Below are 12,033 nucleotides of genomic sequence, written 5' to 3' on the forward strand. Positions count from 1 at the left end.
CCGATCACCGATCGACGAGCGTGACCTCGAACGAGTAGCGATCGGGCCGGTAGCAGTGCCGCCCGAACTCGACGCCGATGCCCGAGTTGTCGAACGCGGTGCGGGCCATCGTGAGCACCGGCGCCGCGCGCGCGAGATCGAGCAGCTCGGCCTCGCGCGATGTCGCCGCACGGGCCCCGATGCGCTGCTTCGCGACCCGCATGGTCACGCCTCGGGCGCGGAGCAGCTGGTAGAGCCCGTGCTTGCCGAGCGCTTCTCGGTCGAGGTCGATGAACTGCTCGGGCAGCACGTTGTCGAGAATCGCGAGCGGCACGCCGTCGGCGCTGCGCAGTCGCTGCACGTGGAGCACCGGACTGCCGGCGGCGACCCCGAGCGCCTCCACCGCCGCGGCATCGGCCCGAACCACGTCGACCGAGAGCACGCGGGTCTCGGGCTTCTGCCCCGAGCGCTCGAGGTCTTCGTACAGGCTCGTGAGTTCGACGTTGCGCGTCACCTTGCCGTGCACGACCTGCGTGCCGATGCCGCGGCGGCGCACGAGCAGGCCCTTGTCGACGAGGTCCTGGATGGCGCGGCGGATCGTGGGGCGCGACAGGCCGAGCCTCGACGCGAGCGCGACCTCGTTCTCGAGCCGCGCGCCCGCAGGCAGCGTCTGGTCGAGGATCGCCCCTTCGAGTCGACTCGCGATCTGGTAGTAGAGGGGCACGGGGCCCGATCGATCGAGATCGAGGAAGAGCTCGACGGGGAGCCGTTGCTCCGACTGCGCCATGGTTTCTCCAGTTGTCCGGTTGTTCTGACAGTAGAGGGTCGAACGCTCGTCGGCGTCACCCGAGAACGGGGGGCGTGTCGCCGATCCGCTGCCGGAACGTCTCGATGCGGCTTCCGCCGATGCGGTACGTTCCGAGATCGACCGCGGGTTCGACGACCGCACCGGTCAGGTCGGTTCGGTCCCACACGCCGGATGCCGCGGCGCCGAGCACTTGCGGCTCGGGCCGGTAGTTCACGAACCGGGCCTCGAAAGCCGGGCTGCCCGCTGCATCCGTCGTCGTGCGGAGCGACTCGAGCACGACATCACCCGCCACTTCGACGAACGGCTCGGCGGGCAGCTCGGATGCCTCGGCCGCTCCGCCTGCGCCGGCGACCCCGCCGACGACGACCGGGCCGCCGCGCGTGCCGCGTGCCGCCTCGGGTTCGACTCGCACGAGCTCGGCCCAGCGTGCAGCGCCCGACTCGGCCCATCCGGCGGCCGACGGCAGGATCGCGAACTCGGTCGCGACGGCGGTGCCGAGGTACTGCGCGCCGGGCACGGCGAACTCGGCGCCGGCCGGCTCGTCACGCAGCGGGTGCACGTTGACGCTCATCATGCCGACGGCGCGCACGAGCGTGAGCGCGATGGCGTCGACACCCGATTGCGGGTCTTCGACGATCTCGTATTCGGAGTGCTTCGTGACGATGAGGCTCGCCTGCCCGGCGTGCACGAATCGGGCGACGGGGTACGTGGGCAGCGGAAACTCGCCGACCGGTCCGCCCTCGCCGGCCCGACCGCGCTCAGTGACGGCATACTGCCCCGCGGCCGACGAGCCCGGCAGCGCGGCGGCGCCCGCGGGCACCAGCACCCGCAGCCGGTGGTCGGCGGCGGCGTTCACGAAGTGCATGCGCACCCGAAGCAGCGGCTCGCCCTCACGCAGCTCGAGCACGGTGTCGACGACGAGGTCGACGGATGCCTCGGAGCGCCGGTTGCGATCGATCGGGTCGACGCCCGCGGGCACGACGTAGCTCCGGCGCACCAGGAGTCGGCCCCGGATCGGGCCGGACTCGAGCACCGTCACCTCGACCGAGGTCGGCTCGGTGACCGCCGAGGCCGGGTCGACGGGCCCGTAGTTGTAGGAATCGCCCCGATCGCCCTCGTCGACGAGCCGCAGCACGTCGGTGAGCACCGTGCCGTCGGCGGCCTCGATGCGCACGGCACCGCGCTCGTCGACGCTCACGGCGAGCTGCCGGTTGGCGAGCGAGCGGGCCGACACGGTCACCGGGTCATCCGTCGCCCGTGCCGTCGACGGGTCGAGGCTCGCGACCCCGATGCCGCCGACGTCGATGCCGACCACGGCTCGCCGGCGCGGGTCGGCGATGATCTCGACGCGCCAGGTGCGTTCGCCCGAGGCATCCGAGGCGATGCGGCGCTCGAGCTCGTCGGTGAACTCCGCCAGATCGAAGTCGCCGTGGGGCGCCTCGGCCACCTCGAAGCGCAGCCCGTCATCGGTGAATCGCCACGCGTTGATCAGCTGGCCGAAGAGCTCGCGGCCGTGGATGCGGTTCAGCAGCTTGGGCAGTTCGGCCGTCGTGAGCTGCTCGTCACCGAGCACCTCGGGCAGTGCCTCGAGCAACTGCACCCCGTCGCCGAGTTCCAGCCGCTCCGGGTCGTGCAGGCGGATCTCGACGTGCGCCCGTCGCGCGAAGCCCGTCGGGTTCACCACGACGTGACGGTCGGGCGTGACGGATGCCGCGAGCTGCTCCATCGTGCGCAGGATCACGCCGCGCGCGACATGGCCCGCAGTGGCGAGCCGGCTCTCGACCTCGACGGCGGTCGCGTCGACGCCGCATCCGGTGACGGAATCGTGCGCCGTGCTCTCGACGAGCCGGTACCAGGCCTCGTCGAAGAACGCACGGTGATCGTCGACGCCGAACGCGGCGTCGAGGCGTTCGGCGGTGGAGAGCCGGCGTTCGGCGTCGGTCATCGCCTGCTTGAGGTTCGTGCGAATCGAGAAGACGCCCGGCAGCAGGTTGCCGCGCGCATGCGAACGCAGCTCGCCGTCGACGACGGGAAGGGCGGCCAGCGCGTCGTCGTCGCCCGCAGCCCAGGCGGGTGCGACCCGGCGTACGTACCCCTCGATGGTGTCGACGGCGAGCGCAACGGCGCCGCCAGAGGCATTCGCGGCGTCGACGAGCGGCATGAGGTCGGCGGGCGGGGCGCTGTGGTCGGTGCCGAGCATGCCGAGAATCGGGTCGGACCCGTACCAGCTCGCGATCGACCGGCCGTACTCGGCCGCCAGGGCGCCGAGCCGGCCGGGCAGCGCGAAGAGGTCGAGGGCGTTGCCGTAGCCGTCGAGCAGGTACTCGGTGCGCACCGTCGAGCCGTCGGGTGCGACCCAGGCGAAGGCATGGCGGTCGATGCGGGCGGGCACGCCGCGCCAGAGCGCCGCGTCTCGGAGGCCGAAGCCGCGCAGCAGCTGCGGCATCTGGGCGGCGTGACCGAACATGTCGGGGAGGTAGCCGACCCGCATCTCCGGCCCGAGCCTGCGACTCGAACGAAGGCCGAGTTCGAGGTTGCGCACGATCGTCTCGCCGTCGCAGAGGAACTCGTCGAGCAGGATCAGGAACGGCCCGATCGCGAGCTGTCCGCGATCGATCGCGGCGACGACGCGCTCGCGCTGCTCGGGCCTGATCTCGAGGTAGTCGTCGATCGCGGCCGCCTGGCCGTCGAGGGTGAAGCGGTATCCGGGGTGCTCCTCGAGCGTGCCGAGCAGGCGGTCGACCATGTGCACGAGACGCAGCCGGAACACGTCGTGCGGCTCGTACCACTCGCGATCCCAGTGCGTGTGCGGCACGATCACGAGTTCGTCGGGGGCATCCATGGTCACTCCAAGCGGTGTTCGGTCGTGCGGGGTTCAGGTGTTCACGTGTTCAGGTGTTCACGTGTTCAGGTGCGTCAGGTGCGTCGGGTCGTGCGCGCTACGCGCAGAGCGCCATGATCCTGCGGTCGGCGAGCACCAGGTGGAACGGCCCGTCGGCGGGATCGGCCGCGAATTCCTCGCGCGCCGAACGCACCGAGCGGCGCCGGCCGAAGCCGTCGACGAGGATGAGGCCCTCGGCGTCGACCGCGACGACCTCATCGCCGAGGCGCACGAGCGCCGGGGCGCTCATGAGCTCTGGCGTGAGCACCGTGCCGTCGAAGCTGCCGCTGCCGGTGATCGCCGTGCGCCCGGCGCGCACCCCCTCGAGGATCGCCTCGGCCGAGGCATCCGTCGCCGCGACCCAGGTCGTCGGCGTGCCCGGCCGCTGCGGCTCCTCGAGCAGGTGCGTATCGCTGCCGCCGAGCAGTGTCGCCCCCTCGGGCCACTTGCGGAACCACGCGAACGGCGCGGTCGAGATGAGTTCGAGGTACCAGCTCGCATGCCAGAGTTCGACGGCGGCGGGCCGGCGTTCGAGCCGGTGCAGCCACGAGCAGTCGCCCGAGATCGGGTGATTGATGCTCAGGATGCCGCCGCGCCGCTCGACCTCGTCGACCCAGTGCTGCGCCGGCTCGCGGAAGTCGATCCAGCCGATGTCGCCGAACGCGTTCGCGTGGCCACGGTGGGTCGTGACCTCCTGGCCGGGAATCAGGGTGATGCCGTGCTCGGCGCCCTCGCCGGCCAGGTGCGCGTGGTGGCTGACCGTGTTGTGGTCGGTGACCGCCATGAAGTCGAGGCCCGAGGCCACGCCGAGTGCGGCGAGACCGCCGATCGGCAGGCGCCCGTCGGAGTGGATCGTGTGGCCGTGGAAGTCACCGGCGAACCACGTGAGGCCCGGTTCGGCCGGAAGCCCGCGGTCGCTGCCGCGAACGGTTCGCGTCGCGGGCGCGGCATCCGGAACCGGCGGCACCGCTCGCGAGGCGGGCATGGTGATCTCGACCTCGACCGCAACGCCCTCGGAGGGAACGCGGTGGAGGCCGAGCACGACGTTCCACTGCCCCGCCTCGGGCGCGCCCGGCAGGTACCCCGGTGTGGCGTCGGCCGGGTGGATGAGGAACTCGGTTCGGGCGCCGCCCGACCAGCCGCGCCACCCGCCCGCCCCCTCGCAGCCGAGGTCGATGCCCGCGTTCGCACCGTCGAAGCGGATCACGACCTCGAGCGAGTCGGTGCCCGGCGGCACGTCGAAGGGCACCTCGAGAAAGCGGTGCTCGTTCTGCGTGTCGACGGTGACGGGAACGGTGCGGCGGATCGTCGTCATCGCGTCACCCTATGCGCTGCGTCGACTCTGCGTCGAAGAGCAGGGTCTTGGCGCCCTGCGGCACGATCCACCCGCGATCGCCGGGAGCGGGCTCCTGGTCTTCGGGCACGACGACCTGGAACTTGTGCCCGCCCGCGTTCACCGCGATGAGCACACTGGCGCCGAGGTTCTCGACGACGCTCACCTCTGCCGGGATTCCGCCGGGCTCGGCGACCGAGACCCAGCGCAGGTACTCGGGCCGGATGCCCCAGATGACCGCCTGCCCGTCGTGCACGTGCCCTTCGGCACCGGCCGGCACCGGCACCGACGCCTCGCCGACCGGGATCGCGCCGCCCGCGATCGTCGCCGGAACGAGGTTCATCGGGTTGGAGCCGATGAACCCCGCGACGAAGGTGTTGTTCGGGCGTTGGAACACTTCGCGCGGCGTGCCGATCTGCTGGAGCTTGCCCGACTTCATGACCGCGATGCGATCGGCGAGGGCGAGCGCCTCGGCCTGATCGTGCGTGACGAACACCGTGGTGACGCCGAGGTCGCGCTGGAGTTCCTTGAGGAAGGTGCGCGCCTCGAGGCGGAGCCGGGCGTCGAGATTCGACAGCGGTTCGTCGAGCAGCAGCACCTCGGGCCGAGTGGCGACCGCGCGGGCGAGTGCCACGCGCTGCTGCTGCCCGCCGGAGAGCTGGCCCGGACGCCGCTCGATGAGGCCCTGCAGCGAGAGGTCGTCGCCGACCTTCTCGGCCGTCGCACGCCGCTCGTCGCGCCTCACGTGCTTGATGCGCAGCGGGTAGGCGATGTTGTCGCCCACGTCCATGTGCGGGAAGAGCGCGTAGTCCTGGAAGACCATCGCGACCCCGCGCACCCCGGGTTCGGCGTTCGTGACGTCACGGTCGCCGATCACGAGCGAACCCGCGGTGATCGCCTCGAGGCCCGCGATCGAACGCAGCAGGGTGGTCTTGCCGCAGCCCGAGGGCCCGAGCAGTGCGAAGAACTCGCCGTCGTGGATCTCGACGTCGATCTCGTCGACGCCGCGGACGCCTCCGGGGTACTCCTTGACGAGTTGAGTGGCGTTGATGCCGGCCATCAGGACTTGATACCTCCATGGAAGCGGAAACCGTAGCGACGGTTCACGATGAAATAGATGATGAGCACGGGCGCCGAGAACAGCAGCGCGAAGGTCGAGATGAGCCGGAGGTCGGCCTGCCCGCTCTCGGTGTAGAAGGTGTACATGAGCACCGCCGCCGGCTGCAGGTCGGGGCTGCGCAGCAGGATGAACGGCACGAGGAAGTTGCCCCACACCTGCACGATCGTCCAGATCGAGATGAAGGCCAGGCCGGGCCGTGCGATCGGCGCCACGACATCGCGGAGGATGCGGAAGGGGCCCGCGCCGTAGAGGCGCGCCGACTCCTCGTACGACTTCGGGATCGAGTCCATGAAGTCCTTCAGGATGAAGATCACGGTCGGCAGGATGCCGCCCGCCAGCACGAGCAGCACACCGACGTAGGAGTTGATGAGCCCGAGCTGCGTGATGATCTGGTACGTGGGCACCATGGCCGCGGTGCCCGTCACGATCGAGGAGAGCAGCAGCAGCCCGTAGAGGATGCCGTCGCGGCCCGGAATGCGGATGCGGCTCATCGCATAGGCGGCAAGCGCGCCGAGCACGACGACGATGACCATGGTGCCGATGCCGAGCAGCAGCGAGTTGCCGATCGAGCGCAGTGCGTACGGGTTCTCGGCGAGTCGCGCGAAGTTGTCGAGGGTCCAGTCGGGCCACGACAGCGAGAGCGACGGGGTCGCGTCGAACGGCGCGAGCACGAGCCACACCATGGGCAGGGCGAAGAGCAGCCCGACGATCGTCATGACGATCGCGAAGGCGACCCGGGCGAGGAAGTGCCGCACGGTCGCATTCGCGGCGACCTTCTGGGGGATTGCGGTCATCGCTTCTTCCTTCCCTTCGACACGCGCACGTAGCCGAGCGCGATGACGAGGTTGATGAGCAGCATGATGAGCGAGATCGCGGCGCCGAGCCCGAGCTGGCCACCGGGGATCGCCGTCTCGTAGATGTAGACCGAGAGGATCTCGGTCTTGCCGTTCGGGCCGCCCGCCGTGACGAGGTACGGCGTGAAGGTGTTGAACGTCCACAGCGTGATGAGCAGCGTGTTCGTGAGGATGTGCCCCTTGATGTTGGGCACGATCACGTCGCGGAGCTGCTGCCACCCCGAGGCGCCGACCATCTTGGCGCTCTCGATCTGCGAGGGCGGCACTGCGCTGAGCGCCGAGGAGAACAGCTGCATCGAGAAGGCGGTGCCGACCCAGATGTTGAAGATGATGATCGACTCCATCGGGTGGTCGATCAGCCACGCGGTGCCCTCGGTGCCGAGCAGGCCGTTGACCGTGCCCGATCGACGGTCGAGCAGCGCGAGCCACAGGAAGGAGGCGACGGATGCCGGGATGACCCACGCCGCGAGCACGAGGCCCTCGATGAGCCCCTTCACCCACCCGTGGATGTTTCGCACCGCCCAGGCGAGCCCGAACCCGATGAGGGTCTGGCCGATGATGCCCGAGAAGAGCACGAAGATGAGCGTGAGCCAGAGGGAGTTCCAGAACGACGGGTCGGTGAGCGCCTCGGCGTAGTTGTCGAGCCCGACGAACTCGGGCGATGCCGCCTGCAGGCCGGTCAGCCGGTAGTCGGTCATGCCGAGCCAGATCGTCCACACCGCCGGGAACAGCAGGAAGATGCCGATCAGGATCAGAGCCGGTGCGACGAAGATGCCGGCCCGGGCGGTGCCGAGGCCGGCGACATCGTCGGCCCGCCGCCGGCGGGGAGCGATCGCGCTCCCCGCCGGCGTCGTGGTGCTGGTCGTCATTGCTTAGCCGCCCGAGACCGCGTCGTCTCCGACGATGTCCTTCACGGCGTCGGCGTACGTGCTCGCCGCATCGGCGACGCTCACGCCCGAGACCACGTCGAGCGTCGCCTGCTGCAGCGCGGTCGACACCTGCGGGTAGGCGGCGAGCGGCGGGCGGTAGGCGGTGATCGGCAGCACCTCTTCGCTCACGTACGTGAGCATCGGGTCGCCGGCGAGCATCTCGTCGTTCACGTCGGTGCGCGGCGTGATCGCGACGGTGCCCTCGTTCCGCGCCTTGTAGGCGTCGGCCGAGTTCATGAAGGCGAGCAGCTCCCACGCGAGTTCCGGGTGCTCGCTGTTCGGGTTCAGCACGCGGCCGGTGCCACCCGACATCGACACGAAGTCCTGGCCGTTGATGCCGGAACCGGGCTCCATCGCGGGGATCTTCGTGTAGCCGACGACATCGTCGCGGTTCGCCATCGGCGCGGTGCCGACTCCCTCTTCGGGGTTGATGACGCTGCGCCAGAAGTAGTCGCCCTCGAGAAGGATGCCGATCTGGTTCGCCGCGAACAGCTGGAACGAGGTGTCGCGACCGGCCGCCTCCTGCTGCAGCACGGCGTCGCCGAGGCCCTCGTCGACGTAGATCGTCTTGTAGAGGTCGAGCGCGTCGTTCAGCCCGTCGGTGTCGCCGACCCACTTGTCGTCTTCGTAGACCTGCTCGCCCGTGCCGACGAGCATCGGCAGCAGCCCCTGCATCGTGGTCGCCTCGCCCATGGCGGTGCCGGCGTTCAGCTGGATCGGCGTGACGCCGTCGAGCTGCTTCAGCTCGCGTGCGGCATCGAGCACGTCCTCCCAGCTCTCGGGCTGCCAGTCGGCGTCGAGGCCGGCCTGCTCGAAGAGATCCTTGTTGAAGTAGAGCACCCGGCCGTCGGCTCCCTGCGGCACCCCGTAGCGTTCGTCGTCGAACGAGACCGCCGACTGCACGGCCTCGGGAATCTGCTCCCAACCCTCCCAGGCGTCGACGGCGTCGCCGCCGACCTCGGCGAGCGGCTTGATGTAGCCGGCCTCGGCGAACTCGCCGACCCAGATGCCGTCCATGCCGATGATGTCGGCGCCCTCACCCGACTGCAGGTCGAGCGCGATCTTGGTCTTGTAGTTCTCGTCGTCGACGCCCTGCGGCTCGAACTCGACGGTGACGTCCTTGCCGTCCTCCTCCATCGCGGCCTCGAACTCGGGAATGACCCAGTCCGCGATCCAGTCGGCCTCGGCCGCGTTCTTGCCGCCGGCGATCGAGTTCGCCGTGATGGTGAGGGTCACCGGGCCGGTGTCCTCTGATGCCTCTGGTGCCTCGCCGGAGCAACCGGCGAAGACGAGCGCACCTGCGGTCGCGACGGCGAGCGCCGCCAGGATCCTGCGATTGCCGTGGTTGATCATCTTCGTCCTCTCTCGATTCGCCCGCCGAGCTTCGCGTCGGCGAGATGTTGCTGGTGGTGCGGTGGTGCTCGTGGTGCTCGTGGTGCGGTGGCGGTGCAAGGTGCGGTGGTGCGGTGGTGTTCAGAACCGCCGGTCGTCTGCGGCTTCCGCCGCTGACGACAGCGGGTGGCCGATCGAGTCGGCGAGGGTGCGAAGCATCCGCTGGCCGACGACGATGTCGGCGGCCCCCTCTGCGACCGACGGGCCGGGCTCCGGATGCCCCGCGGCGAGTGCCGCGAACGACCGGAGCTCCTGCTCGAATGCCTCCTCCTGCATCCATCGCGTCTCCGAACGTCGCGCCCCGAGGGGTTCGGCGTTCTCGACGACGGTGAGCACGGTGGGGGCGTTGAGCACGTAGGGCACCGCGAAGGAGAGGGCGATCGTGCCCGTCTCGTGGTGGAAGGTGACGGTCTCGCGATACTCGGGGTAGCGCGGGATGAAGTGCCAGTCGATCGACCACGGCACGTCGGTGCGCTCGGCCAGGACGCCGCCGAGGCTGAGCGAACCCGGGAACTCCGGTCCCGAGTGGCGGGCGCGGTCGACGGTGCCGACGCCGCCCACGAGGTGCCGAAGCAGCCCCGTGTCGTGCACGATCGAGCCGAGCACCACGTTCGTGTAGAGCTTCGGAAGCGGATCGGCGGCGGGGCCGATGGCTGCAGCGACGGTCGCGTCGGTGGCGGCGACGAGGTTCGCCAGCAGCTCGGGCGGCACATCACTCGGCGGGTCCGAGAGGTTCGCGAAGGCGAGCTGAGCACCGTCGGCCGGGTGCAGCACCTCGACGCTCACGGCGCGTACGTCGACCTCGGCGAGCAGCGCCCTGGCCGCGTTCGACGCCGGATCGTGCTCTTTCATGTATCCCACTCGCACCCAGTCGGCGAGCTCGATGCCTCGACGAGCGGCGAGCTCGCGGAGCGCGTCGATCTCGCCGAGCGAGAACGCGAGCGGCTTCTCGGCGAGCACCCGGATGCCGGCGTCGACGAGCCGCCCGACATCCGGCGCATGCGAGCCTGCGGTCGCGAGGATCGCGCCGTCGACGCGAAGCGTGCCGGCGCCGACGGCGTCGATGAGCGCTTCGACCGAGGTGAAGGCCGCGACGCCGGCGCCGGACGCCTCGGCGGTCTCGCGTGCCCGTGCGGCCGAGAGGTCGACCACCGCGACGAGTTGCATCAGGTGGCCGTTGCGCCGGATGAGCGGGAGGTGCACGCTCTGGCTGATCGCGCCGAGGCCGATCACGGCGATGCGCACCGGCGCGTCGAAGCCCGTCATGCGAACCACCGCCGCAGGCGCTCGCGGTTCGCGACCTGGTCGGCGCGCGCCCGTGCGACGTCGGCGGCGTCCTGCAGGATCACATCCTGCTCGACCACGATCCAGCCGTCGTACCCCGACCCGACGATCGTGTCGACGATGCGATCGACCTCGAGGTCGCCGTCGCCGAGTGCGACGAACACGCGCCGCTGCCAGATGTCGCGCATCGGGTCGGCCGAACCCGCGGCCGCTGCGAGCACCGAACGGTCGGCGTCCTTCAGGTGCACGTGATTGATGCGATCGGCCCAGCGCGGAAAGTCGGTGACCGGGTCGCCGCCGCCGACGATCAGGTGCCCGGTGTCGAAGGTCAGGTCGACGTCGGTGTCGGCGAGGAACCGGTCGATCTCGCGCGGCGTCTCGATGTAGGTGCTCGCGTGGTGGTGGAAGGTGGGCTCGAGGCCGGCCGCGCGCGTGAGCTCGGCGGCACGCTCCACTCGGGCGGTGAAGATCGCCCAGCGGGAGTCATCGAGCTCGAGTTCGGGTGCGCCGCCGGGGCGCGCCTTGCGCTCTGGCGAACCCGAGTCGGCGAGCGTCGGCTTCGGCGCGCGATCGGGGGCCACGGCTGCCGCGGCGGCGAACAGCTCGAGCGTCGGCGCGAGGGCGGTGAAGGCGCGCTCGAACTCCTCGTCGGAGCCGGCGAACGGCAGATCGGCCCAGCCGCCGGCGAGTGCGAGACCGTGGCGCTCGAGCAGCAGGGGCAGGTCGTGCCGATCACCGAACAGGCCGACGGGGCCGAGGTCGACGCCCTCGTAGCCGGCTTCGGCGATCCACGTCGCGAGCTGCTCCCCATCGGGCAGCGGCACGACATCGGGGCGGGAAAGCTCGAAGACGCCGTAGCTGACCGGCGCGTTCGCAGTTCGGATCACCGAGAGTCCTCTCAACCGTTGTGACGCTCCAGCGCGTCGTCGCGGTCAAGGCTAACTAAGTTCGGACATACTCACAACCATACGTAGCCGGTCGCGCGACGGTGGATCAGACGCTGACGAGCGGCGCCGCGATCGCCTCGAGTGCACCGGGAACCAGGCGGTAGTACGCCCAGGTGCCGCGCTTCGATCGCGAGAAGACACCGGCGTCGGTGAGGATCTTCAGGTGGTGCGAGACGGTGGGCTGGCTGAGCCCGACGGGCGCCGTGAGATCGCAGACGCACGCCTCCTGACCTTCGGATGCCGCGACGATCGAGACGAGGCGCAACCGCACCGGGTCGGCGATCGCCTTGAGCAGGTGCGCGAACGACTCGGCATCTTCGGCGGTGATCGTCTCGCGCGTGAGCGGAGCACAGCACGCGATCGACGCATCGGCCGTGTCGGCGGCCCGAGCCGCCTCGACGGCATCTCTGGTCACGAGCGGCAGGTCGACGGTGGTCACGAACCTCAGTCTCTCATATATTGACAATCATCGATATAGCGTCCACACTTCCCATATCGACATCCTT

General features: G+C 70.1%; 10 protein-coding genes. All 10 read right to left on the minus strand.

Going from position 1 to position 12,033, the window contains the following annotated elements; genetic code table 11:
* Positions 1–4: 4 nt before the first annotated feature.
* Entirely contained in the window at positions 5–766 is a 762-nt protein-coding gene (locus FHG54_RS01435) for a GntR family transcriptional regulator (protein ID WP_139415569.1), read from the minus strand.
* A gap of 55 nt (positions 767–821) precedes the next feature.
* Entirely contained in the window at positions 822–3,629 is a 2,808-nt protein-coding gene (locus FHG54_RS01440; protein WP_139415570.1) for a glycoside hydrolase family 38 N-terminal domain-containing protein, read from the minus strand.
* A gap of 97 nt (positions 3,630–3,726) precedes the next feature.
* Complete coding sequence (locus tag FHG54_RS01445) at positions 3,727–4,983, minus strand: CehA/McbA family metallohydrolase (protein WP_139415571.1); 1,257 nt, start codon at positions 4,981–4,983, stop codon at positions 3,727–3,729.
* A 4-nt stretch (positions 4,984–4,987) separates the two neighbouring features.
* Positions 4,988–6,061 carry an ABC transporter ATP-binding protein gene (locus FHG54_RS01450; RefSeq protein WP_139415572.1) on the minus strand — a complete coding sequence of 358 codons (1,074 nt, stop codon included), beginning with the start codon at positions 6,059–6,061 and terminating at the stop codon, positions 4,988–4,990.
* On the minus strand, positions 6,061–6,915 hold the full coding sequence (locus FHG54_RS01455) for a carbohydrate ABC transporter permease (RefSeq protein ID WP_139415573.1): 855 nt from the start codon (positions 6,913–6,915) through the stop codon (positions 6,061–6,063). The genes FHG54_RS01450 and FHG54_RS01455 overlap by 1 nt, the downstream gene beginning before the upstream one ends.
* Positions 6,912–7,844 carry a carbohydrate ABC transporter permease gene (locus tag FHG54_RS01460; RefSeq protein ID WP_139415574.1) on the minus strand — a complete coding sequence of 311 codons (933 nt, stop codon included), beginning with the start codon at positions 7,842–7,844 and terminating at the stop codon, positions 6,912–6,914. The genes FHG54_RS01455 and FHG54_RS01460 overlap by 4 nt, the downstream gene beginning before the upstream one ends.
* A gap of 3 nt (positions 7,845–7,847) precedes the next feature.
* Positions 7,848–9,257, minus strand: a complete 1,410-nt coding sequence (locus tag FHG54_RS01465; RefSeq protein ID WP_139415575.1) for an extracellular solute-binding protein — start codon at positions 9,255–9,257, stop codon at positions 7,848–7,850.
* 120 nt (positions 9,258–9,377) lie between these two features.
* Positions 9,378–10,562 carry a Gfo/Idh/MocA family protein gene (locus FHG54_RS01470; RefSeq protein WP_139415576.1) on the minus strand — a complete coding sequence of 395 codons (1,185 nt, stop codon included), beginning with the start codon at positions 10,560–10,562 and terminating at the stop codon, positions 9,378–9,380.
* Positions 10,559–11,467 (minus strand): TIM barrel protein, encoded by a 909-nt coding sequence (locus FHG54_RS01475; RefSeq protein ID WP_168197059.1) that lies wholly within the window; start codon positions 11,465–11,467, stop codon positions 10,559–10,561. The genes FHG54_RS01470 and FHG54_RS01475 overlap by 4 nt, the downstream gene beginning before the upstream one ends.
* A 106-nt stretch (positions 11,468–11,573) precedes the next feature.
* Entirely contained in the window at positions 11,574–11,942 is a 369-nt protein-coding gene (locus tag FHG54_RS01480) for an ArsR/SmtB family transcription factor (protein ID WP_198165721.1), read from the minus strand.
* Between the last annotated feature and the right edge of the window lie 91 nt (positions 11,943–12,033).

This window comes from Agromyces laixinhei (assembly GCF_006337065.1).
In the GTDB taxonomy this organism is placed as follows: domain Bacteria; phylum Actinomycetota; class Actinomycetes; order Actinomycetales; family Microbacteriaceae; genus Agromyces; species Agromyces laixinhei.